Origin of the sequence: Leclercia sp. M-A074-M (assembly GCF_965195605.1) — a bacterium.
Lineage (GTDB): Bacteria > Pseudomonadota > Gammaproteobacteria > Enterobacterales > Enterobacteriaceae > Enterobacter.
In genome coordinates, this window is the sequence record NZ_CBDAHM010000003.1 from 395141 (window position 1) to 417291 (window position 22151).

At 57.6% G+C, this 22151-nt stretch carries 23 protein-coding genes; 5 read left to right on the top strand and 18 right to left on the bottom strand.

What is annotated here, in order from left to right:
* The first annotated feature begins 22 nt into the window (after positions 1–22).
* From folX to ACOKCT_RS08525, 3 genes are read left to right on the top strand one after another with little or no spacing between them, the layout of a single operon-like run.
* Positions 23–385 carry a dihydroneopterin triphosphate 2'-epimerase gene (gene folX, locus ACOKCT_RS08515; RefSeq protein ID WP_103180493.1) on the top strand — a complete coding sequence of 121 codons (363 nt, stop codon included), beginning with the start codon at positions 23–25 and terminating at the stop codon, positions 383–385.
* A gap of 19 nt (positions 386–404) precedes the next feature.
* The gene (locus ACOKCT_RS08520) at positions 405–1298 is read left to right on the top strand and encodes a TIGR01777 family oxidoreductase (protein WP_420193372.1); all 894 of its coding nucleotides are present in this window, start codon (positions 405–407) and stop codon (positions 1296–1298) included.
* A gap of 55 nt (positions 1299–1353) precedes the next feature.
* On the top strand, positions 1354–1863 hold the full coding sequence (locus ACOKCT_RS08525) for a GNAT family N-acetyltransferase (RefSeq protein ID WP_159339628.1): 510 nt from the start codon (positions 1354–1356) through the stop codon (positions 1861–1863).
* A 74-nt stretch (positions 1864–1937) separates the two neighbouring features.
* Here ACOKCT_RS08525 and hisP read toward each other — a convergent pair whose 3' ends face one another.
* The 15 genes from hisP to pdxB all read right to left on the bottom strand — a co-directional run bounded on the left by hisP (position 1938) and on the right by pdxB (position 15996).
* Positions 1938–2711 carry a histidine ABC transporter ATP-binding protein HisP gene (gene hisP, locus ACOKCT_RS08530; RefSeq protein ID WP_103181114.1) on the bottom strand — a complete coding sequence of 258 codons (774 nt, stop codon included), beginning with the start codon at positions 2709–2711 and terminating at the stop codon, positions 1938–1940.
* An 8-nt stretch (positions 2712–2719) separates the two neighbouring features.
* On the bottom strand, positions 2720–3433 hold the full coding sequence (locus ACOKCT_RS08535; protein WP_159339629.1) for an ABC transporter permease: 714 nt from the start codon (positions 3431–3433) through the stop codon (positions 2720–2722).
* A complete protein-coding gene (locus ACOKCT_RS08540) occupies positions 3430–4116 on the bottom strand; it encodes a histidine ABC transporter permease HisQ (RefSeq protein WP_103180501.1) in 687 nt (228 codons plus the stop codon). Before ACOKCT_RS08540 ends, ACOKCT_RS08535 begins: the two co-directional genes overlap by 4 nt.
* A gap of 83 nt (positions 4117–4199) precedes the next feature.
* Positions 4200–4982: a histidine ABC transporter substrate-binding protein HisJ gene (hisJ, locus tag ACOKCT_RS08545; RefSeq protein ID WP_032612831.1), complete on the bottom strand. Its 783-nt coding sequence runs from the start codon at positions 4980–4982 to the stop codon at positions 4200–4202.
* A 241-nt stretch (positions 4983–5223) separates the two neighbouring features.
* Complete coding sequence (argT, locus tag ACOKCT_RS08550; protein WP_103180503.1) at positions 5224–6006, bottom strand: lysine/arginine/ornithine ABC transporter substrate-binding protein ArgT; 783 nt, start codon at positions 6004–6006, stop codon at positions 5224–5226.
* A gap of 297 nt (positions 6007–6303) precedes the next feature.
* On the bottom strand, positions 6304–6873 hold the full coding sequence (locus ACOKCT_RS08555) for a UbiX family flavin prenyltransferase (protein ID WP_103825163.1): 570 nt from the start codon (positions 6871–6873) through the stop codon (positions 6304–6306).
* Between the two features lie 89 nt (positions 6874–6962).
* Positions 6963–8480 (bottom strand): amidophosphoribosyltransferase, encoded by a 1518-nt coding sequence (gene purF, locus ACOKCT_RS08560; RefSeq protein ID WP_103180507.1) that lies wholly within the window; start codon positions 8478–8480, stop codon positions 6963–6965.
* A gap of 33 nt (positions 8481–8513) precedes the next feature.
* Positions 8514–9002 carry a colicin V production protein gene (gene cvpA / locus ACOKCT_RS08565; RefSeq protein ID WP_039030950.1) on the bottom strand — a complete coding sequence of 163 codons (489 nt, stop codon included), beginning with the start codon at positions 9000–9002 and terminating at the stop codon, positions 8514–8516.
* A gap of 197 nt (positions 9003–9199) precedes the next feature.
* Positions 9200–9904: a cell division protein DedD gene (gene dedD, locus ACOKCT_RS08570; protein ID WP_103181115.1), complete on the bottom strand. Its 705-nt coding sequence runs from the start codon at positions 9902–9904 to the stop codon at positions 9200–9202.
* Positions 9894–11162, bottom strand: a complete 1269-nt coding sequence (gene folC, locus ACOKCT_RS08575; RefSeq protein ID WP_159339630.1) for a bifunctional tetrahydrofolate synthase/dihydrofolate synthase — start codon at positions 11160–11162, stop codon at positions 9894–9896. The genes dedD and folC overlap by 11 nt, the downstream gene beginning before the upstream one ends.
* Positions 11163–11230: 68 nt before the next feature.
* Positions 11231–12136, bottom strand: a complete 906-nt coding sequence (gene accD / locus ACOKCT_RS08580; protein WP_103825166.1) for an acetyl-CoA carboxylase, carboxyltransferase subunit beta — start codon at positions 12134–12136, stop codon at positions 11231–11233.
* 142 nt (positions 12137–12278) lie between these two features.
* Positions 12279–12938: a DedA family protein gene (locus tag ACOKCT_RS08585; protein WP_103180515.1), complete on the bottom strand. Its 660-nt coding sequence runs from the start codon at positions 12936–12938 to the stop codon at positions 12279–12281.
* 28 nt (positions 12939–12966) lie between these two features.
* Positions 12967–13779, bottom strand: a complete 813-nt coding sequence (gene truA, locus ACOKCT_RS08590) for a tRNA pseudouridine(38-40) synthase TruA (RefSeq protein WP_103180516.1) — start codon at positions 13777–13779, stop codon at positions 12967–12969.
* Positions 13779–14792, bottom strand: coding sequence for an aspartate-semialdehyde dehydrogenase (locus ACOKCT_RS08595; protein WP_159339631.1), 1014 nt, complete (start codon positions 14790–14792; stop codon positions 13779–13781). Before ACOKCT_RS08595 ends, truA begins: the two co-directional genes overlap by 1 nt.
* A 67-nt stretch (positions 14793–14859) precedes the next feature.
* The gene (pdxB, locus tag ACOKCT_RS08600; protein ID WP_159339632.1) at positions 14860–15996 is read right to left on the bottom strand and encodes a 4-phosphoerythronate dehydrogenase PdxB; all 1137 of its coding nucleotides are present in this window, start codon (positions 15994–15996) and stop codon (positions 14860–14862) included.
* A gap of 114 nt (positions 15997–16110) precedes the next feature.
* Here pdxB and flk point away from each other — a divergent pair, with 114 nt between their 5' ends.
* A complete protein-coding gene (flk, locus tag ACOKCT_RS08605; protein ID WP_103180522.1) occupies positions 16111–17115 on the top strand; it encodes a flagella biosynthesis regulator Flk in 1005 nt (334 codons plus the stop codon).
* Between the two features lie 90 nt (positions 17116–17205).
* Here flk and ACOKCT_RS08610 read toward each other — a convergent pair whose 3' ends face one another.
* Together ACOKCT_RS08610 and fabB are read right to left on the bottom strand one after the other, a co-directional pair.
* A complete protein-coding gene (locus tag ACOKCT_RS08610) occupies positions 17206–18384 on the bottom strand; it encodes an MFS transporter (protein ID WP_420193373.1) in 1179 nt (392 codons plus the stop codon).
* A 68-nt stretch (positions 18385–18452) separates the two neighbouring features.
* Positions 18453–19670 carry a beta-ketoacyl-ACP synthase I gene (fabB, locus tag ACOKCT_RS08615; protein WP_159339634.1) on the bottom strand — a complete coding sequence of 406 codons (1218 nt, stop codon included), beginning with the start codon at positions 19668–19670 and terminating at the stop codon, positions 18453–18455.
* A 157-nt stretch (positions 19671–19827) separates the two neighbouring features.
* On the opposite strand from fabB, the gene mnmC reads away from it, so the two are divergent.
* A complete protein-coding gene (mnmC, locus tag ACOKCT_RS08620; protein ID WP_201304733.1) occupies positions 19828–21831 on the top strand; it encodes a bifunctional tRNA (5-methylaminomethyl-2-thiouridine)(34)-methyltransferase MnmD/FAD-dependent 5-carboxymethylaminomethyl-2-thiouridine(34) oxidoreductase MnmC in 2004 nt (667 codons plus the stop codon).
* Positions 21832–21866: 35 nt separating this feature from the next.
* On the opposite strand, the gene ACOKCT_RS08625 is transcribed toward mnmC, so the two are convergent.
* Entirely contained in the window at positions 21867–22145 is a 279-nt protein-coding gene (locus ACOKCT_RS08625; RefSeq protein ID WP_103180529.1) for a YfcL family protein, read from the bottom strand.
* Between the last annotated feature and the right edge of the window lie 6 nt (positions 22146–22151).

Consider the following 22151-nt stretch of genomic DNA (forward strand, 5'->3'; position numbering starts at 1 on the left):
AATGACACGGAGGAAGCCTGCAATGTCCCAGCAAGACGCAATTATTCGTATTAAAAATTTACGCCTGCGCACCTTTATTGGAATCAAAGAGGAGGAGCGTGCTAATCGCCAGGATATCGTTATTAACGTGACGATCCACTATCCGGCAGACAAAGCCCGCGCCAGTGAAGACATTAATGATGCGCTGAACTATCGCACCATTACCAAAAGCATTATTCATCTGGTGGAGAATAACCGTTTCTCTTTGCTGGAAAAATTAACTCAGGATGTGCTGGATATCGCACGCGAACATCACTGGGTCACCTATGCTGAAGTCGAGATCGATAAACTTCACGCGCTGCGCTACGCCGACTCCGTCTCGATGACGTTAAGCTGGCAACGCTAAGCGCAACCCTGGAGGTGGTATGAAGATCCTGGTAACCGGCGGCACCGGCCTGATTGGCCGGCATTTAATCCCACGTTTGCAGGTATTAGGCCATGAGCTGACTGTGGTCACGCGCAGCACTGAGAAGGCGCGCCAGCTTCTCGGCTCCGGCATCGATATCTGGAAAGGGCTGACGGAGCACCAGGATCTCAACGGCTTTGATGCCGTCATCAATCTTGCAGGCGAGCCCATCGCCGACAAGCGCTGGACAAAAGAGCATAAACAGCGTCTGTGCAACAGTCGCTGGAACATCACCCAGCGGCTGGTCGATATGGTTAAGGCCAGCGACACGCCGCCCTCGGTCTTTATCTCCGGTTCGGCTTCAGGTTATTACGGCGATTTAGGCGAGGTGGTGGTGACCGAAGAGGAGCCGCCGCACAATGAATTTACCCATAAGCTGTGCGCCCGCTGGGAGCAGATTGCCTGCGGTGCCCAGAGCGAAAAGACCCGCGTATGCCTGTTGCGCACCGGCGTGGTGCTGGCCCCCAAAGGCGGGATTCTCGGCAAAATGCTGCCGGTATTTAAGCTGGGTCTTGGCGGCCCGGTCGGTAACGGGCGTCAGTACCTGGCGTGGATCCATATCGACGATATGGTCAACGGCATTCTCTGGCTGCTGGATAACGATCTGCGCGGCCCGTTCAATATGGTCTCCCCCTACCCGGTGCGTAACGAGCAGTTTGCCCATGCCCTGGGCCATGCGGTGCATCGCCCTGCCGTAGTTCGCGCGCCCGCCACCGCTATCCGCCTGCTGATGGGGGAATCCTCCGTGCTGGTGCTGGGCGGCCAACGCGCACTGCCGAAGCGCCTGGAAGCCTCCGGCTTTGCTTTCAGGTGGTATGACTTAGAAGAGGCCCTGGGAGATGTGGTAGGTTAAATTTACCCTGTCAGATGTTAATTTGTTATCTTCGCTCCCTGTTCAAGGCGCTTTGATGGCAACCATTACCACTCCCCGGCTGACGCTCTCCCCTTTTGAGCCCGCCGACTGGCCTTTTTTCCACAGGCTGCGTGAAGCGCCGGAGATCATGCGCTATATGGCCGCGATCGCCCCGGAAAAAGAGATCCGACGCCTGTTTGCCGCCCGTCTTACCGCCCCGCACACCTTTGTGATCCGCGTCCATGATGATGCCACCCCGCTCGGGGATATTGGCCTGCAAATCAGCTCCCACTACCCTGAAGAGGCCGATATTGGTTACACCGTGATTGCCGCCGCCCAGGGCCAGGGAATAGCCAGCGAGGCGCTGCGTGCCGTGTGTGAATATGCGTTTATCCGGGTGGGCGTAAAAGCGATTAACGCATATGTGCTGGCGGACAACGGCGGATCGGTGCGGGTGTTAGAGAAAGCGGGTTTCATGCGCACCCAGGTACTGGAGCAGGCATATGAGATTAACGGCGTGCGGTATGACGACTGGGTGTACCGACTGGAGGTAAGTGCGGCCTGAATGCCGGGCGGCACTGCATTTACCCGGCCTACGGTTTTGTAGGCCCGGTAAGCGTAGCGCCACCGGGCAACAAACTACTTCAACGATCCCTTAAGGAACTGCTGCAGACGCGGGCTCTTCGGGTTGGCCAGCACCTCATCCGGATGCCCCTGCTCTTCGATTACGCCCTGATGGAGGAAAATCACGTGGTTGGAGACGTTACGGGCAAAGCCCATCTCGTGAGTTACCACCACCATGGTTTTCCCCTCTTCAGCGAGCTGCTGCATGATGCGCAGCACTTCCCCCACCAGCTCGGGATCGAGCGCGGAGGTAGGTTCGTCAAAGAGCAACACTTCCGGCTCCATCGCCAGCGCACGGGCGATAGAGACACGCTGCTGCTGACCGCCGGAGAGATGCACCGGGTATTTCATCTGCTGGCGTTCGTCGATACCCACTTTCGCCAGGTATTTCTCCGCCCGGGTACGGGCTTCCTGCTTGCTTAAGCCCAGCACCTGCACCGGCGCTTCCATGACGTTCTCCAGCACCGTCATGTGACTCCAAAGGTTAAAGTGCTGGAACACCATCGTCAGACGAGTACGCAGCAGACGAAGCTGGTGTTTATCCGCCACCTTCAGCTGACCGTCTTTGTCCTGCACCAGATTGATGTTCTCACCGCTGACCACAATCGAGCCGGCACTCGGCTTTTCAAGAAAGTTAATGCAGCGCAGGAAGGTACTTTTACCCGACCCTGAGGAGCCGATAATACTGATCACATCGCCCGCATTAGCCTGCAGCGACACCCCTTTCAGCACTTCATGTTCGCCGTAGCGTTTGTGCAAATCGATAACGTTTAATTTGTTCTCAGCCATCTTCATTCTCAGTGCGTCGAAGGTTTGACATGCTGCAACCAGCGTTTTTCCGCTTTGCGGAACAGGCTAATCAGGGCATAAGAGATGATTAAATAGAGCACTGCCGCGATCCCGAAGGCGGTAAAGGGCTGATAGGTCGCCGAGTTAATATCACGGGCAATCTTCAGCAGGTCCGGCACGGTAGCGGTAAAGGCCAGCGCGGTGGAGTGCAGCATTAAAATCACTTCGTTGCTGTAGGCAGGCAGCGCAATACGCAGCGCCGACGGCAGAATAATGCAGCGATAGAGCTTCACCGAAGAGAAGCCATACGCCCGCGCCGCCTCAATTTCACCGTGCGGCACGGAGCGGATCGCGCCGGCAAAGATCTCGGTGGTGTAGGCGCAGGTGTTGAGCGTTAACGCCAGCACGGTACAGTTCAGCCCGCTACGGAAGAACGCGTTCAGCATCTCGGTGCCTTTGACGATTTCCAGCGTGTACATCCCGGAGTAGAAGACCAGCAGCTGCACATAGAGCGGCGTACCGCGGAACACGTAGGTAAACAGCCAGATGGGGAAGCGAATATATTTGTTGCTGGAGACGCGGCCAATGGCGAGGAAAATCGCCAGGATCCCGCCCATTACCACAGAAGAAATCAGCAGCCAGAGGGTGATCGCCACACCTGTAAAACGGTATCCGTCGGTCCACAGCAGGGATTTCCAGTATTCCTGAATAATTTCGATCACAGGTCAGCCCTCTTCACACCCACGGAATAGCGCCGTTCGAGCAGGAGCAGCACGCCATTGGAGACGGTGGTAAACACCAGATAAATCACCCCGCAGACAATCGCGAAGTAGAACGGCTCCCAGGTGCTTTTGCCTGCCAGCTGCGTGGCTTTTACCACATCTTCCAGCCCCAGTAAGGAGACCAGCGCCGTTGCTTTGAGGATAACCTGCCAGTTGTTACCAATTCCCGGCAGCGCAAAGCGCATCATGGCCGGAAACATAATGCGGCGAAACGTCTGTGATGAGGTAAACCCGAAGGCCGTAGCCGCTTCGATATGCCCTTTCGGCACCGCGAGATAGGCCCCGCGGAAGGTTTCGGTAAAATAGGCGCCATAGATAAAGCCCAGGGTGATGATACCGGCCACCATCGGATCGATATCAATCTGCGCCATACCGATGGCATCCGTAATGCCGTTAAGGGCGATTTGCAGACCGTAGAAGATCAGCAGCATCAGCACCAGGTCAGGCACCCCGCGGATCAGGGTGGTATAGCCCTCAAACAGCAGCGCCATCGCCCGATTCGCAGAGAGCTTCGCGCCCGCGCCTGCAAGGCCTATCAACACGGCCAGCACCACTGAACTGAGAGCCAGTTCAAGGGTGACCAATGCGCCTTGTAAAATTACGCCAGAAAATCCGTACAGCATACCGCCTGCCCTGTCGTGAGTGGTGTAGCCGTGTCTTTTCCCCTCCCTGGACGGAAGGGGCCGCACGTTATTAAGTGGAGGGATTAACCACCGTAGACATCAAAGTCGAAGTATTTCTTCGCCAGTTTTTCGTAAGTGCCGTCGGCGCGCATTTCAGCAAAGGCTTTGTTCAGCGCTTCACGCAGTTCGTTATCCTCTTTACGCAGACCCATACCGGTGCCCACGCCGAAGAGTTTCTCATCCTTGATGGACGGACCGCCAAACTTGTAATCTTTACCAACCGGCTGTTTCAGGAAGCCTTCGCTGGCTGCCACTTCATCCTGGAAGGCGGCGTCAATACGGCCCGCAGTCAGGTCAGCGTAGATATTCTCCTGGCCCTGGTAAGAGACGATTTCAATTCCTTTCGGTGCCCAGTGCTCGTTGCCGAAGGTCTCCTGAGTGGTGCCCTGCAGCACGCCCACACGTTTACCTTTCAGGGATTCAAGGGTTGGCTGAATATCGGAAGATTTCGCTACCACCAGACGCGAGTCCGCTGCATAAAGCTTGTCGGTAAAGGCAATCTCCTGCTGGCGTTTTTCGGTGATAGAGAGGGAAGACATAATGGCATCAATTTTTTTCGCTTTCAGCGAAGGGATCAGCGCATCCAGTGGGTTTTCAACGAAGGTACACTCTGTTTTGATACGTTTGCACAGCTCTTTAGCCAAATCGATATCAAAACCTACCAGTTCACCCTGCGCATTCTTCGATTCGAAGGGGGCATAAGTCGGGTCAGTACCAATACGAACTTTTTGCGGAATTGCTGCAAATGCCGCGGTAGCGCTGGAAAAGGCCAGAGCCAGAGAAAGTGACAAAACCAGTTTTTTCATATCTATCCTCAACAGACTGTCTTCTTACGGGATTTTAACGCCGACGGGGCGCCTTTAATGTGCCACTAATCGCCGCGGCAAGGCAAAAGATTATGCCCGGCAAGCGCGAAAAAGTGCATTGCGAGTGCTTAACTATTCACTTTATAACCAACACAGCGCACGATTTGCACCATCCTGGTTCGCAAAGGCCATTGTCGCACCATAACGGGGAGCCATTATGGTGCGCACCCGTCAGTTCCGGTTAGTCGCCGTAAACATTGAAGTCGAAGTATTTCTTCGCCAGTTTGTCGTAGGTACCGTCTTTACGCAGTTCAGTGAAAGCTTTGTCAAAGGCCGCCTTCAGCTCGGCATCGTCTTTACGCAGGCCGATCCCGGTGCCGTCGCCGAAATATTTTTTGTCTTTGACTGACGGGCCAGCAAAGGCAAACTCTTTGCCCGCCGGTTGTTTCAGGAAGCCTTCGCTCGCGGCGACTTCATCCTGGAAAGCCGCATCCAGACGCCCTGCCGCCAGATCGGAATAGATCAGATCCTGGTTCTGGTACGCCACTACATCCACGCCCTTCTCACGCCAGTTGGCGTTCGCATAGCCTTCCTGCGTTGAGCCCTGCAGAACGCCTACATGCTTGCCTTTCAGCGAGTCAATGGTTGGCTGGATTGGGGAGCCTTTCGCCGCAATCAGACGTGAATCCGCCGCGTAAAGTTTCTCAGAGAAGGCGATCTCCTGCTGACGCTTTTCGGTAATCGAGAGCGAGGAGATGATCGCGTCAATCTTCTTGGCTTTCAGAGACGGGATCAGCGCGTCGAAGTCGCTGCCCACCCAGGTACATTTCACGGACATGCGTTTGCACATCTCATTTCCCAGGTCGATATCAAACCCAACGAAATCCCCCTTCGCATCTTTCGATGAGAACGGGGCATAGGTTGCGTCTGTACCGATACGTACGTTCTGTGGGAGCGCCGCAAAGCTGCTTGCCGCAGCGCTTAATCCCACCAGCAAAGACAGAGCCAGAACCGTCTTCTTCATACATTACCCTCAAGTGTCGTGATTTTCTTATGTAATAGATTGTGTTGTGTGTTGTTGCAGGCAATCTCTTGCAGGTCTTATGCCATATTGCAGATAACGCAAAATTACGGCGTTAAATATGTTAATGAAAGGTTGCAGGATTACCTTAATGGTGAAAGATAGCAGGTCTGCCAAACGAACCGCAGTGCCTGGAAAGGAAAAAAGGAATTAAATGTTGAGGATATGATCGCTGTTGCAGAATTGCCCTGAAACAGGGCACGTTGCGGTGAAATGCACTCTGGCAGAACAGCCTTACCGTCAGGCGCCCTGCCAGCGGGTAAAGAGATCGTCCGGCAGGTCAATGTCGAACTGATCGAGCACCCGGTTTACGGTCTGATTAATCACATCATCCAGGCTTTGCGGACGGTGATAAAACGCCGGCACCGGCGGCATGATCACCGCCCCCAGTTCAGCGGCCTGGGTCATCAGGCGTAGATGGCCCAGATGCAGCGGGGTTTCGCGCACGCACAATACCAGCGGGCGACGCTCTTTTAATATCACATCGGCCGCACGGGTCACCAGCGTATCGGTATAACTGTTGACGATGCCAGAGAGAGTTTTGATGGAACAGGGCAGGATCACCATGCCCGCCGTTTTAAACGACCCGGAGGAGATGCTGGCGGCGATATCGCGCGCGTCATGCACCACATCGGCCAGCGCCTGAACGTCACGCAGGGAGTAATCGGTTTCGAGAGAGAGGGTCTGACGCGCAGCCTGGCTCATCACCAGATGCGTTTCAACCTCGGCGACGTCGCGCAATACCTGCAACAAACGGACACCGTAAATCGCGCCGCTGGCCCCTGAGATCCCTACAATTAATCGTTTCATGATGTTCGCCCTTTCTGTTACAGGGCTGACTGTGCAGGATTTTGGCGGGAGTTGCAAGCGAGGGCAGATGCCCTCGCCTGCGATAGTGCTTAACCTTCGTTATGCATCTCTAAACTTTCGAGATCGTTCGCCAGCTGGACGGCTTTCGCGTCGTCGTTGCGCAGTGAATCGAGGTAGTCCAGGTAGCCCTGATCCACATCTTTGGTGACGTAGATACCGTTAAACACCGAGCACTCGAACTGCTGAATATCCGGGTTCTCGGCGCGCACCGCGTCGATCAGATCGTTCAGATCCTGGAAAATCAGGCCGTCGGCACCGATGATCTGGCGGATCTCATCCACTTCACGACCGTGGGCAATCAGCTCGTTGGCGGTAGGCATATCGATGCCATACACGTTCGGGAAGCGAATTTCCGGTGCCGCAGAGGCCAGATAGACCTTCTTCGCACCCGCTTCACGGGCCATCTCGATAATCTGCTCAGAGGTGGTGCCGCGCACGATGGAGTCATCCACCAGCAGCACGTTCTTATCGCGGAACTCGGCGCGGTTGGCATTCAGCTTGCGGCGCACCGATTTACGGCGCAGCTGCTGGCCCGGCATGATAAAGGTGCGGCCAACGTAGCGGTTCTTCACGAATCCCTGGCGGTAAGGTTTACCCAGAATACGCGCCATCTCCAGGGCGATATCGCAGGAGGTTTCCGGGATAGGGATCACCACGTCGATATCCAGGTCTTCCCACTCGCGTGCAATCTTCTCGCCGAGCTTGGTTCCCATATTGACGCGGGCGCTGTAGACGGAGATTTTGTCGATGAAAGAGTCCGGGCGAGCGAAGTAGACGTACTCGAACAGGCACGGATTGCTGACCGGATTCTCTGCGCACTGACGGGTAAACAGCTGGCCTTTCTCGGTGATGTAGACCGCTTCGCCAGGTGCGACGTCACGCAGGAACTCAAAGCCCAGGGTATCCAGCGCCACGCTTTCGGAGGCGACCATATACTCGGTGCGGCCATCGCCAATATCGCGCTTGCCCAGCACCAGCGGGCGGATGCCGTTAGGATCGCGGAAGGCGACCATACCGTGGCCGATAATCATCGCGACGCAGGCATAAGCGCCACGGATCAGGCGGTTAGTGGCGGCTACCGCGGCAAAAATGTTGTCAGCTTCCAGCGGATAGTGGCGGAAGTTATCCAGCTCGCTGGCAAAGACGTTGAGCAGGATTTCAGAGTCAGAAGTGGTGTTAATGTGACGACGCTTCTCTTCAAACAGCTTCTTACGCAGCTCGTGAGCATTGGTCAGGTTGCCGTTGTGGGCAAGCGTGATGCCATACGGCGAGTTAACGTAGAACGGCTGAGCTTCAGAGGCGCTGGAACTGCCAGCAGTCGGGTAACGAACGTGACCAATACCCATGTTGCCTTGAAGACGCTGCATATGGCGGGCTTCGAACACATCGTTTACCAGGCCGTTGGCCTTACGTAAACGGAAGCAGTTGTGTGCATCAATGGTGATGATACCCGCAGCATCCTGCCCACGGTGCTGAAGCACCGATAATGCGTCATAAATAGACTGGTTTACCGGCATGAAACCGGCGATACCGACAATACCGCACATTCGTCATTTCCTCGTTAAGCCACATCTCAGGGTTTATGCCCTGGGCAAAAAACTCGACGAGCTTTGCAGATAGTCAAAGAACCATCTGATGATGAAGCTGAACTGCGGGATAAGCTGCGATTTCTGCCAGTCTTCACTTTTTGAGAACCCGGTAAAGGTATCAAGGAAGAATAGTATCGCGGCAACAATCAGCGCGCCTCGCAACGCCCCGAAACAGATCCCCAGCACCCTGTCCGTTCCTGACAACCCGGTTTTCTCGACCAGCTGGCCAATCACGTAGTTAACAATGGCGCCGACAATCAGCGTCGCGATAAACAGCACCGCGATGGCAATCCCATTTCGAACCAGTTCATCTTCAAAGCCCGTGAACCAGACAGACAGGTAAGTGTAGTAATGACTGGCAACAAAGAAGGCACAGCCCCAGGTTACCAGCGATAACGCTTCACGAACAAAGCCACGGATCAGGCTAACCAGACAGGAAAAACCTATCACCGCAATGATGGCGTAATCAATCCAGACCATATGTGTCCCACGATCAAACGCCCTGTCATCCAGTTCGGGGCGAATTCTAACAGAAAAAGAAAACGTTTGCGTAGGGATTTCCTTCCCGCGCGTAAATAAAAAAAGCGCTGAAAAAATATTCAGCGCCCCAGGCGGGTTACCTTCTCAGGCAATCTGCTGCGCCTGTTTTTGCCTTATCCCGTAAACGAGAGAAACCCTCAGTTCACGCTGTAATTCATCACCACGCCGCTCAAACCAGAGAGTTTATTCAGCTCTCCAAGCGATCCCTTCAGCTTGTCTCTCGACGCATCCGGCCCTACGAGAATACGGGTGATTTTACCCTGTACCGGTGTGGTAGGTGAAGTGTAAACGCGATACCCCGCACCACGGAGTTTAGCCACCACCTCGTTGACCTTATCGGCGTTTTTCAGGGCACCGAGCTGCACAACGTAGGCTTTACCGGTCGGGGCCGGTTTCTCTTCTGCCGCCGGTTTGGCCGGTGGGGTTTCTGTCGCCGCCGCCAGCTGCTGGCTGGTGTTATCGCGCTGCGGTTTCGGCTGCGGCTTCTCAACCGGTTTCGGTTTTTGCACCGGTTTTGGCGCGTACTGCTCAACCGGCGCCGGAACGGGATCCAGCTCGTTGTTGTTTCCGGCTGCCAGACGCGCCGGATCTAACGATGGCGCCGCGGCATCGCCCGCGCGCACCTCTTCAGCCGCCCCTTCTGGTGGCTGTGCAGGCAGAGCCTGTGTTGCCGGGAGCATGTCCGGCTCATCCCGATCGCCCGGTTTCGGCACCAGCGGGATCGCCGCAAACTCATCCTGATAATGTTTTTTCTGTCCATCAAGCAGCCCGGGGAGAATAATCACCCCCAGCGCCACCAGCACAATGGTGCCTGCTAAACGGTTCTGAAACTTACTTGCCACCGGTTCTCCCCGCATCCATTACGTCCATGACATGTGCCACCGTGTGGAACGAACCACACACCAGCACGGTATCTTCTGGTCTGGCATCGGCCATCGCCGCCCGCCAGGCCTGCGCCACGCTATCAAAGCGCTGCCCTGCGCCGAGATGCGCCATTAACTGTTCGGCAGTCGCCCCGCGTGGGCCTTCCAGAGGGGCACAATACCAGCTATCGACCACACTCTCCATGCAGGCCAGCGTGCCGCCAATATCTTTATCATGAAGCATACCGATAACCGCCAGCACGCGCCCGGTTTTTGGCAATGATTTGAGACGCCCTGCGAGATACGCCGCGGCATGGGGGTTATGCGCCACATCCAGAATCAGACGCGGTGATTCGCTGACTATCTGGAAACGCCCCGGCAGAATCGCATGCTGAATGCCGTCGCGCATCGCCTGCTCCTCTACCGCCAGACCACTGGCGCGCAGTGCGGCCAGCGCCGTCGCAGCATTCGGCTGCGGTACCTGGGGCAGCGGCAGGTTATCCAGCGCGCCCGCCGCGTCTTCAAAGCGCCAGCCGCTTTCCGTCACGCTGTAGCGCCAGTCGACGTCACGGCGCTGCAACAGCGCCCCTTTCTCCTGCGCCACGTCAGCAATAGTGTGCGGCATATCGGGTTCGCCGACGATAGCCGGTTTGCCCGGGCGGAAAATACCGGCTTTTTCACGGCCAATGCTCTCGCGATCGGGCCCCAGCCAGTCGGTATGATCCAGCGCGATGCTGGTGATTACCGCCACATCCGGGTCGACAATATTAGTGGCATCCAGACGTCCGCCTAACCCGACCTCGAGGATCACCACGTCCAGCTGCGCCTGCTTAAAGAGCCACAGCGCCGACAGGGTGCCATATTCAAAATAGGTCAGCGAAATATCGCCGCGCGCGGCTTCGATCTCCGCAAACGAGGCGGTATGCGCGGATTCAGCCAGCTCCGCATTCTGTACCCGCACGCGCTCGGTATAGCGCACCAGATGAGGTGAGCTGTAGACCCCTACTTTGTAGCCTGCCGCCATCAGCATCGCTTCCAGGGTGCGGCAGGTGGTGCCTTTGCCGTTGGTACCCGCCACGGTGAAGACAAAGGGAGCCGGTTTCAGAACATCAAGGCGCGCCGCGACCAGGCTGACGCGCTCAAGTCCCATGTCGATGGCTTTACTGTGCAGGTTTTCCAGATAAGAAAGCCACGCGGCCAGAGGCGACGTGGCTTGGGGAAGAGTAATATTTTCCATGTTGCGCGCTTTTCAGTTACGGTTAGAAAGCAAAAGGGCAGCGCCACTGGCCCTGCCCTTTTCAGTTATCAGGCCTCGGGTTCCTGATCCGGTACCACCACGCCTTCGCGCGGCTCATCCGGGCTCGGCGACGGCAGATTCATCAGCTTCGCCAGAATGCTGGCCAGTTTCAGGCGCATTTCCGGACGGCGAACGATCATGTCGATAGCGCCTTTCTCGATAAGGAACTCACTGCGCTGGAAGCCCGGCGGCAGCTTTTCACGTACCGTTTGTTCAATAACGCGCGGGCCGGCAAAGCCGATCAGCGCTTTCGGTTCAGCGATGTTCAGATCGCCCAGCATCGCAAAACTTGCCGATACGCCGCCCATGGTTGGGTCGGTCAGCACAGAGATGTACGGCAGACCGCGCTCCTGCATTTTCGCCAGCGCTGCGGAGGTTTTTGCCATCTGCATCAGCGACATCAGCGCTTCCTGCATACGGGCACCACCGGAGGCGGAGAAGCAGATCAGCGGACAGTTGTCTTCCAGCGCCTGCTCAACGGCACGCACGAAGCGCGCGCCCACTACGGAGCCCATTGAGCCGCCCATAAAGGAGAACTCAAACGCCGCCGCGACAACCGGCATCTCGTGCAGAGTGCCTTTCATCACCACCAGGGCATCTTTCTCGCCGGTCTCTTTTTGCGCAGAGGCCAGACGATCTTTGTATTTCTTGGAGTCACGGAACTTCAGCACATCTTTCGGCTCAAGCTCGCTACCCAGTTCAACCAGAGAACCTTCATCCAGCAGGCTATGCAGGCGGTTACGCGCCGACATACGCATGTGGTGATCGCACTTCGGACAAACTTCGAGATTACGCTCCAGTTCGGCGCGGTACAGGACCTGGCCACAGCTGTCACATTTAGTCCACACCCCTTCAGGAATACTCGCTTTGCGGGTTGGGGTGATATTGCTTTTAATTCGTTCAATCCAGCTCATTGATAACCTTTCTGCCTGAACCAGGTTTGCTGCAAGGGGCGCATAATGCCATTTTTGCCCCCGGCAGACCATGAATGTTGCACATTAAAACATAACAGCCCGAAACTTTGGATAAAAAAGTGGTCGAACCGCAGTCGTGCCTTTATTTTACTTGTTTTGCCGCCGCGCGACGGTGACGAATCACTTCGATAACGCCCGGCAGAATGGAAACCACAATAATCCCTACGATCAGCAACTTAAGGTTTTCCTGGATCATAGGAATGGTCCCGAAGAAATAGCCCGCGTAGGTAAAGCTCAGCACCCACAGCAGCGCACCGGTGACGTTATAGAGCGCGAACTGACGGTACGACATATGACCCATACCCGCAACAAACGGGGCAAAGGTTCTGACGATGGGCACAAAGCGCGCGAGAATGATGGTCTTACCGCCGTGTTTCTCATAAAACGCATGGGTTTTATCGAGATAGCTGCGACGGAAAATCTTCGAGTCCGGGTTACTAAATAACCGCTCGCCGAACAGCCGCCCTATAGTGTAGTTCACCGCATCGCCAAGGATGGCGGCAATCAGCATTAACACCACCATCAGGTGAACGTTAAGGTCGTTGGTCTCCAGCGACGCCAGCGCGCCCGCCACGAACAGCAGTGAATCGCCCGGTAAGAAGGGCGTCACCACCAGCCCGGTTTCGCAAAACAGGATCAGGAACAGAATGGCATACACCCAGACGCCATAATCAGCGACCAGCTCTGCCAGGTGCACATCGATATGCAGAATGAAATCGATCAGAAAGCGAATTAAATCCATATTGTCTAAACCTTTATTGCCACGGCTATCAGTCCGCTAAGAACAGCGGGCCCATTGGCGGTTTTGGAAGGTCAAACCGATCCGGGTAATCGACCGAGACCAGATAGAGCCCTTCCGCTTTCGCCGTTGCTGCCGCCAGCGTTCTGTCCTTCGCCGCCAGCAACTCTGCAATCCAGCTCTCCGGCTGGTGTCCGGCGCCTACTTCCATCAGGCTGCCTGTAATATTCCTGACCATATGATGAACAAAGGCATTCGCTTTGATATCCACCACCACATACGCGCCATGCCGACTGACGTTAATGTGCATCACGTTGCGCCACGGCGTGCGAGACTGGCACTGCACGGCACGGAACGAGGTGAAGTCGTTTTCGCCAATCAATGCCTGCGCCGCGCGGTGCATGCGATCGGCATCCAGCGGCTCGTAAAAATGGGTGACGCCCTGGCCTAACACCGCCGGACGAAGACGCTGGTTATAGATGATATAGCGGTAGCGGCGCGCGGTGGCGCTGAACCGCGCATGAAAATCATCCGGCACATTTTTGACCCAACGTACCGCGATGTCACCAGGCAAATTCGCATTTACCCCCAGCGTCCAGGCCGCGTCTTTACGCACGGCGGTGGTTTCAAAATGCACCACCTGCCCCGTACCATGGACACCGGCGTCGGTACGCCCCGCGCACAGGACATTGATGGGCTCATTCGCCACCTGAGAGAGCGCTTTTTCCAGCTTTTCCTGGACGCTGCGCACCTCATTCTGACGCTGCCAGCCATAATATTTACTGCCATCGTACTCAATGCCGAGGGCAATCTTATGAACGGGCTTTTGCTCCACTTCAGACATCAGTAGAGATACTCCTGCACCAGTTTTTCAGCGATTTTCACCGCCATCAGCGCGCCGCCGAAACGCACGTTATCGGCGACCGACCAGAACTGGATCTGCTCCGGCATACCGTAATCGTTACGTACACAGCCAATGGAGAGACGCGCGTTGCCCGTTGCGTCGCCCACCTGGGTCGGGAACTCGCGCTCTTCAGACAGTTCAATATCTTCGCCGCGGCCAAAGGCATCGCGCGCCTCTTCCGCAGCCAGCGGACGCATGGCTTCAAAGCTCACCATCTGGGCATGGCCGTAGAACACCGGTGACTGCACACAGCTGGCGGAGATCATCAGTCCGTCGTCCTGCAGGATCTTACGCACTTCATCGATGATACGGCGCTCTTCGCGCACGCTGCCTTCACGATCCGGCAGCAGCGGCAGCATGTTGAACGCCAGCTGGCGGCCAAAGAAATCCTCTTCGTCCACCGGGATACCATTCAGCAGCTTCGCGCTCTGCCCTGCCAGGGCATCCACCGCTTTTTTACCGCGGGCAGAGACTGACATCAGGCTGGTGACGGCGATACGGGACAAGCCACCTTCGTCGATGAGCGGTTTCAGGGCGCTAAGCAGCTGGCTGGTCAGGCTGTCCGGGACGGCGATGATGTTACGGTTGCGGTAGTCGGCCAGCACGAAGGGGTTCACCTCCGGCACCACCAGCGGCACGTCCGGTTCAAGGGCAAACAGGCCGCTTAAATCAATGACCAGACAGCCCGCGTTGGTGGCCTCTTCAATATATGCTGCGGAGGCGTCGACCCCGGCCGCGAAAAAGGCCAGCTGCGCCTGGGTCCAGTCGAACTCAGCCGCATCCTGAACCATGACGGATTTACCCGCAAAGCGCAGGTGCTCGCCCGCGCTCTCATTACGCGCCAGGGCATAAATGTCGCCCACCGGGAACTGACGCTCAGCAAGGGTTTCGAGCAGGGCTTCGCCCACGGCGCCCGTTGCGCCCAGTATGGCAATGTTCCAGCCTTCAGACATGGTGGTTTACTCCAGAAATAAAAAAGCGTCCCTGGCGGGGTATCCGCCAGGGAGCATTAAGAAGACATTAACGAACCGGGTGATGAACGGCGTTGAAACCCAGCTTATGCAGCAGCGACGCCGCAGCAGGATCATCACACATCACATACAGAGAGGACCATTCGCGGCGCTCAACGTAATGCTTACGCAGCTTGTCAAACTCACCCGGTATACCCGCTACTTTTCGCAGCAGCGCGTCATCGCGGCGCACATCATACACTAAATGCACCAGCCTTTTCAGCGTTCCCTGATCCAGCGGGCCGTGCAGGGTGATGCGGCCAAAATCCGGGGTTGGCAGAAGGGTATCCAGCGCCACCTGCTGGGATTTGCCGATAAACGCGCTGTACGCCTCAAACACCTGGGTGGTGCCGCGGGCTTTACCTTCGAGGGTGTAACCGGCGATATGCGCGGTACCGATATCCACTTTGTCCAGCAGGGCCACGTTGAGATCCGGCTCCGGCTCCCACACGTCCAGCACCACGCTCAGATCCTGACCAGTTTCCAGGCGCTGCAGCAGGGCCGCGTTGTCCACCACCGGGCCACGGCAGGCATTAATCAGGATGGTGCCCGGTTTCAGGCGGCCAATCAGGGCGTCGTCTGCCAGATGGCGCGTCTTATACGGCCCGTCTTTAAACAGCGGCGTATGGAAGGTGAGCACGTCACACTCGGCCACCAGCTCATCCAGGCTGCGGAAATCGCCTTCATCGCCACGGTCAGCGCGAGGCGGGTCGCACAGCAGCGTGCGGATACCTAACGCCTCGAGGCGCTTTTGCAGGCGGCTGCCGACGTTACCGACACCGACAATGCCTACGGTCCGGCTGGTGAGCGTAAACCCGTCACGCTCGGCCAGCATCAGCAGAGAGGAGAAAACATACTCCACGACGGCAATAGCGTTACAGCCCGGTGCGGCGGAAAAGCCAATCCCGGCCTGCTTCAGCCACGCGTCATCCACATGATCGGTTCCTGCGGTTGCCGTGCCGACAAATTTGATCCCTTTGCCAGACAGCAGCGCCTCATTCACTTTGGTTACCGAGCGCACCATCAGGGCATCGGCATCAGTCAGCTCGGCGAGCGGAATGGGACGTCCAGGAACGGCCTTAACCTCACCCAGGCGGCTGAACAGCTCGCGGGCGTAAGGCATATTTTCATCAACGAGGATTTTCACGTCTGAGTACCTGTTTGAGAGGAAGAAAACCTGTCAAGTGTGCCATAATCTGGCCGCCAGGCATATACGTAAACCTGGTTAACGATGAGTAACGACTTTAAGGATTTTTTGCCGATGCAGCCCATTTCAGGTACGCCGCCACAACCTCCGGGTGATGGCCCGCGTCCATCCCACGTCGCGGGCGAACAGCCCCTCTCCACACAGCAACGCACTGTACTGGAACGTCTGATCACCCGGTTAATCGCTCTGACGTCGCAGCAGAATGCGGAGGTGTGGGCCGGAGTGAAACACGATCTGGGATTAAAGAGTGATGCGCCCATGCTGTCGCGCCACTTCCCTGCTGCGGAGCAAAACCTCAACCAGCGCCTGAACACCGCCCAGCAAAACCACACCACCCGGCAGATGGTCTCCCAGTTGACGGAGCTGCTGACTCAGGGCAATAACCGCCAGGCGGCCAGCGATTTTATTCGCCAGCAGTATGGCCAGACCGCCCTGAACCAGCTGACGCCCGATCAGCTCAAAACGGTGCTGACGCTGCTGCAAAATAATCAGCTCAATATTCCGCAGCCACAGCAGCGCCCGGCCACGGAGCGCCCGCTGCTGCCAGCCGAACACAATACGCTGAAGCAGATGGTGACCAAACTTGCCGCCGCCACGGGCGAGCCGACCAAGCTCATCTGGCAGTCGATGCTGGAACTGTCGGGGGTGAAAGCGGGAGAGTTAATCCCGGCCAGGCAGTTTACCCACCTTGCCACCTGGCTACAGGCACGCCAGACGCTGAGCACGCAAAGCGCGCCAACCCTGCACACCCTGCAGGCCGCGCTGAAACAGCCGCTGGAGGCCCAGGAGTGGGACAGCATTCAGGACTATGCCCGGCAGAACTGGCAGGCGACGCCGCAGACGGTGCTGACTACCGCCCAGGTACAGGATCTGCTCAACGAGATCTTCGTCCGCCGCACCGAGCGTGAAGCTGGCGTGACGGAAGTGCGCAATATCCAGCCGATCTACAGCCCGCTCTTTGCCCCGGTAGTGGAAACCTTCAGAACGCTGTCTGCCCGTCCCGGACTGATGTTGATCGCCTTAATCATTGCGCTGGCGATTTTCTGGCTGGTCGCCTGATGTTTTGCCCGGTAGCGCTCCGCTTACCGGGCCTACAAAAGCACGAACTGTAGGCCGGGTAAGGCGCAGCCGCCACCCGGCAACAAACAGCTAACCCCGGCGAAACGCCACCAGCGTCACCACAATCCCCACCACCGCTGAAACGGCCCCGGCCAGGAAGACCGAAGGGTAGCCAAACGAGGTGGCTAACAGCCCCGCCAGCGGCCCGGTTATCCCGTATGAGATATCCTGAAAGGCGGCGTAGCCCCCCAGCGCCGTGCCCCGCACCTGCGGGGCAACGCGTTTAACCACTTCAACACCCAGCGCCGGGAAGATCAGCGAACAGCCGCAGCCGGTCAGGGCTGCCCCCAGCAGGGCTACCGGCGCGCTCGGCGCCTGCCAGAGCAACACCAGACCCACGGTTTCAATTACCAGCGACGCCACCGCTACTTTTACGCCACCGAAGCGATCCGGCATCCAGCCGAACAGCACCCGCATCAGTACAAACGCGCCGCCAAAAGCGGTGAGCGTAAACCCGGCCATCGCCCAGCCGCGGCTCATAAAGTAGAGCGAAACGAAGGTGCCAATCACCGCGAAGCCAACGCCCTGCAACGCAAGGCCCAGGCCTGGCTGCCAGATCTGCCCCACCACGCTCCACAGGGAATGTCGTTCGCCTTTATGGGCCGGAACTTTACGCACCGAGCCGTTAAACGCCCAGGCCAGCAGCGGCAGTGCCATCGTGGTGGCGGCCAGCGCCGCAAAGCCCAACTGACTGTTGATCAAAAGACCCAGCGGCGCGCCTGCGGCCAGCGCACCATAGATCGCCATTCCGTTCCACGACATCACTTTGCCGGAACGCGCAGGCCCGACCAGCCCCATCCCCCATGTCAGGGTGCCGGTCAGGAGCTGGCTTTCACCAAAACCGAGAATTAATCGCCCCACCACCAGCAGCGCGAATTTCCAGGCAGCCTCTACCGGCAGCAGCGCGGCCAATAGCCATGCACCCCCCGCCAGCCCGCAGGCGAACATGCCCTGCAATGCCGAGCGTTTTGCGCCGTGCTGATCCGCCAGCCGTCCGGCATAGCCGCGGGTTAGCACCGTGGCTAGAAACTGAATACCTACGGCGATGCCGACCATGGTGTTGCCATAGCCCAGCTCCTGGTGCACAAACAGCGGGATCACCGGCAACGGCAGGCCGACGGTCATATAGGTGAGGAATACCGCAAAGGCGATACGGAACAGCGAGACGTTGCCGGAAGCGGCGTGTTTATCTGTGGTAACGGCCGTCATGCATAACTCCATGTTCAGGCATAAAAAAAGGGAGCCATCAGGCTCCCTTCTACTATACATTCAAACGCTTATGCTTTCAGCTTACGCATCACCAGCGTGGCGTTGGTGCCGCCGAAACCGAAGCTGTTGGACATGACGGTAGTCAGTTCACGCTCGGTGGTTTCAGTTACGATGTTCAGACCTGCGGCCTGCTCGTCCATCTCTTCAATGTTGATGCTCGGCGCGATAAAGCCGTTTTCCAGCATCAGCAGGGAGTAGATCGCTTCCTGCACGCCAGCCGCACCCAAGGAGTGACCGGTCATGGCTTTGGTGGCGGAGATAGCCGGGCTGTTGTCGCCGAACACTTCACGGATAGCACCCAGCTCTTTCACGTCGCCTACCGGAGTAGAGGTACCGTGGGAGTTCAGGTAGTCGATTGGGGTATCAATGCCGTGCATCGCCATCTTCATGCAGCGCACTGCGCCTTCGCCTGATGGAGCCACCATGTCTGCGCCATCGGAGGTGGCGCCGTAGCCAACAATCTCAGCATAGATGTGCGCACCGCGGGCCAGAGCGTGTTCCAGCTCTTCCACCACGACCATACCGCCGCCGCCAGCGATAACGAAACCATCGCGGTTTGCGTCATAGGTACGGGAGGCTTTTTCCGGGCATTCGTTGTATTTGGTGGACAGGGCGCCCATCGCATCGAACTCACAGGCCATTTCCCAGCCCAGCTCTTCGCCGCCGCCAGCAAATACGATGTCCTGTTTACCCAACTGGATCTGCTCAACCGCGTTACCGATACAGTGTGCAGAGGTCGCGCAAGCGGAGCTGATGGAGTAGTTTACGCCGTGGATTTTGAACGGGGTTGCGAGGCAAGCGGAAACCGCTGAACCCATCGCTTTGGTCACAACGTATGGACCGACCGCTTTCAGGCCGCGCGGGCTGCGCATCGCGTCGGCACCAAACACCTGCGCTTTAGAGGAGCCGCCGGAGCCAGCAATCAGACCCACGCGCGGGTTGTTCTGATAAACCTCTTCGCTCAGGCCAGCGTCAGCAATCGCTTCCTGCATAGAGAGATAGGCGTAGATGGAGGCATCGTTCATGAAACGGACCACTTTGCGATCGATCATGCCCGTGGTGTCCAGTTTTACATTACCCCATACGTGGCTACGCATACCGGAATCTTTAAACTCTTCAGAGAAGGTGATCCCGGAGCGTCCTTCACGCAGAGATGCCAGGACTTCCTGCTGGTTATTACCGATGCTGGAAACGATGCCCAAGCCAGTAATCACTGCACGTTTCATTCAATACCTCTGTAAGTCGCACTATTTAAGTTTCGAGTCGCACAATAGCGTACACTTGTACGCCGAACAAGTCCGATCAGCCAATTTCTGTGGAAATTTGCACCATCAGACGCACATCGTTAAGATCGCGGCACAGCCTGTCAGACGAGTAACTTACGTGAAACAAAACGCTATACAACCCGCCAACCTCGAATTCAACGCTGAGGGTACACCTGTTTCCCGAGATTTTGACGATGTCTACTTCTCTAATGATAACGGACTGGAGGAGACGCGTTATGTTTTCCTCGAGGGAAATCAGCTAAATTCCCGTTTTCCGCTGCATCCCCGCGATCTCTTTGTGGTGGCCGAAAGCGGCTTTGGCACCGGGCTGAATTTTCTTACCCTCTGGCAAGCGTTCGATCGCTTTCGTGCGGCACACCCTGACGCTACTCTGCAAAGGTTACATTTCATCAGTTTTGAGAAGTACCCGCTGGCCGCCGACGATCTCCGTCTGGCCCACCAGCACTGGCCCGAGCTGGCGCCGTGGGCGGAACAGCTCCAGGCCCAGTGGCCGCTGCCTATCGCAGGCTGCCATCGTTTGCTGCTGGACGGCGGGCGCGTCACGCTCGATATCTGGCTGGGGGATATTAACGAACTCACCGATAAGCTGGATGACTCCCTGAACCAGCAGGTTGACGCCTGGTTCCTCGACGGTTTTGCCCCGGCCAAAAACCCGGATATGTGGAGCCCTGGGCTGTTTGCCGCCATGGCGCGTCTGGCGCGGCCCGGGGGAACGCTCGCCACCTTTACCTGCGCCGGGTTTGTCCGTCGCGGCCTGCAGGAAGCGGGCTTCACCATGAAAAAAACCAAAGGCTTTGGCCGCAAGCGCGAAATGCTTGTCGGGGTGATGGAGCAGGATTGCCCCTCCCCTGCCCGCACCCCGTGGTTTGCCCGTCCGGCCAGCGACGGGCGCGAAACCGCCGTGGTGGGCGGCGGGATTGCCAGCGCGCTACTGTCGCTGGCGCTGCTGCGCCGTGGCTGGCAGGTGACGCTCTACTGCGCCGACGATGCCCCGGCAGCGGGCGCCTCCGGCAATCGTCAGGGGGCGCTCTATCCCCTGCTCAGCGCCCAGGATGCTGCACTGAGCCAGTTTTTCCCGGCGGCGTTCACCTTTGCCCGCCGCCTGTACGACACCCTGCCGGTGGCCTTTGATCATGCCTGGTGCGGCGTCACCCAGCTGGGCTGGGATGAAAAGAACCAGAAAAAAATCGACCAGATGCTGGCTCTGGGCCTGCCCGAGCAGATTGCGGTGGCGGTGAACGCCCAACAGGTGGCGGAGAGCACCGGGGTGCCCACCGGCTGCGGCGGGATCCAGTATCCGCTCGGCGGCTGGCTGTGCCCGGCGCAGCTTACCGCAGCGGCGATCGCGCTGGCGCAAACTCTGGGCCTGCAGGTGCGCTATGGCCGCAAGGTAACGTCGCTGGCCCAGACCGACGCCAGGTGGATGTTGCAGTTTGCCGACGGTGAGCAGGCGCAGCATGGCAGCGTGGTGCTGGCGAACGGACACGGCATCAGCCAGTTCAGCCAGACCGCACCACTGCCGGTCTACCCGGTGGGCGGTCAGGTGAGCCATATCCCGGCGGCACCGCGGCTGAGCCAGCTACGTCAGGTGCTCTGCTACGACGGGTATCTGACCCCGCAAAATCCAGCCAACGGCCAGCATTGCATCGGCGCAAGCTATCATCGCGGCCAGACCGAGCCGCGGTACAGCGATGAGGACCAGCAGCATAATCGCCAGCGTCTGCTCGACTGTTTGCCGCAGGCGGCATGGGCGCGTGAGGTGGATGTCAGCGCAGGCGAGGCGCGCAACGGCATTCGCTGCGCCACCCGCGATCATCTGCCGATGACGGGTGCGGTACCGGACTATGAAGCCACGCTGACGGCTTATCAGGATCTCGCCAGCAACACATCCCAGGCGGTCAGCGCCCCGGCGTTCCGGAATCTGTTTATGCTCGGCGGGCTGGGCTCCCGCGGGCTCTGTACGGCGCCGCTGACGGCGGAGGTTCTTGCCGCCCAGATGAGTAACGAGCCGATCCCGCTGGACAGCCACACGCTGGCCGCGCTCAATCCGAACCGGTTATGGGTAAGAAAGTTGTTGAAGGGGAAAAGGGTGAAAGCGTAGGCCCGGTAAGCGTAGCGCCACCGGGCGATTACCGATTAGTTCAGGCTGGCTTTCTGAAACAAGGTTTCCCACATCCCCAGCACTAATGACTGGTCGCGCGGAGAGAGTTCGCCGGCCAGAATCGCTTTTTCCAGGCTGCGGGAAACTTCAGCATGCACCGCGTCCGCAGAGTGGTCGTCACCGGCTTCCAGTTCGGCGACGGCCAGCGTCAGGTGACCACGCAGATAACCGCTGGCAAACAGTTCATCGTCACTGGCGTGCTCCACCATGTCATCAATTAACGCCAGAATGCGTGATTCAAATTCTGCGATCATCTTCTT

Excerpts from the sequence above, each read along its gene's own strand:
- folX (WP_103180493.1), top strand. The coding sequence starts at position 23 with ATGTCCCAGCAAGACGCAATTATTCGTATTAAAAATTTACGCCTGCGC.
- ACOKCT_RS08520 (WP_420193372.1), top strand. The coding sequence starts at position 405 with ATGAAGATCCTGGTAACCGGCGGCACCGGCCTGATTGGCCGGCATTTA.
- ACOKCT_RS08525 (WP_159339628.1), top strand. The coding sequence starts at position 1,354 with ATGGCAACCATTACCACTCCCCGGCTGACGCTCTCCCCTTTTGAGCCC.
- hisP (WP_103181114.1), bottom strand. The coding sequence starts at position 2,711 with ATGGCTGAGAACAAATTAAACGTTATCGATTTGCACAAACGCTACGGC.
- ACOKCT_RS08540 (WP_103180501.1), bottom strand. The coding sequence starts at position 4,116 with ATGCTGTACGGATTTTCTGGCGTAATTTTACAAGGCGCATTGGTCACC.
- hisJ (WP_032612831.1), bottom strand. The coding sequence starts at position 4,982 with ATGAAAAAACTGGTTTTGTCACTTTCTCTGGCTCTGGCCTTTTCCAGC.
- argT (WP_103180503.1), bottom strand. The coding sequence starts at position 6,006 with ATGAAGAAGACGGTTCTGGCTCTGTCTTTGCTGGTGGGATTAAGCGCT.
- ACOKCT_RS08555 (WP_103825163.1), bottom strand. The coding sequence starts at position 6,873 with ATGAAACGATTAATTGTAGGGATCTCAGGGGCCAGCGGCGCGATTTAC.
- purF (WP_103180507.1), bottom strand. The coding sequence starts at position 8,480 with ATGTGCGGTATTGTCGGTATCGCCGGTTTCATGCCGGTAAACCAGTCT.
- cvpA (WP_039030950.1), bottom strand. The coding sequence starts at position 9,002 with ATGGTCTGGATTGATTACGCCATCATTGCGGTGATAGGTTTTTCCTGT.
- folC (WP_159339630.1), bottom strand. The coding sequence starts at position 11,162 with ATGGAAAATATTACTCTTCCCCAAGCCACGTCGCCTCTGGCCGCGTGG.
- accD (WP_103825166.1), bottom strand. The coding sequence starts at position 12,136 with ATGAGCTGGATTGAACGAATTAAAAGCAATATCACCCCAACCCGCAAA.
- ACOKCT_RS08585 (WP_103180515.1), bottom strand. The coding sequence starts at position 12,938 with ATGGATTTAATTCGCTTTCTGATCGATTTCATTCTGCATATCGATGTG.
- truA (WP_103180516.1), bottom strand. The coding sequence starts at position 13,779 with ATGTCTGAAGTGGAGCAAAAGCCCGTTCATAAGATTGCCCTCGGCATT.
- ACOKCT_RS08595 (WP_159339631.1), bottom strand. The coding sequence starts at position 14,792 with ATGTCTGAAGGCTGGAACATTGCCATACTGGGCGCAACGGGCGCCGTG.
- flk (WP_103180522.1), top strand. The coding sequence starts at position 16,111 with ATGCAGCCCATTTCAGGTACGCCGCCACAACCTCCGGGTGATGGCCCG.
- ACOKCT_RS08610 (WP_420193373.1), bottom strand. The coding sequence starts at position 18,384 with ATGACGGCCGTTACCACAGATAAACACGCCGCTTCCGGCAACGTCTCG.
- fabB (WP_159339634.1), bottom strand. The coding sequence starts at position 19,670 with ATGAAACGTGCAGTGATTACTGGCTTGGGCATCGTTTCCAGCATCGGT.
- ACOKCT_RS08625 (WP_103180529.1), bottom strand. The coding sequence starts at position 22,145 with ATGATCGCAGAATTTGAATCACGCATTCTGGCGTTAATTGATGACATG.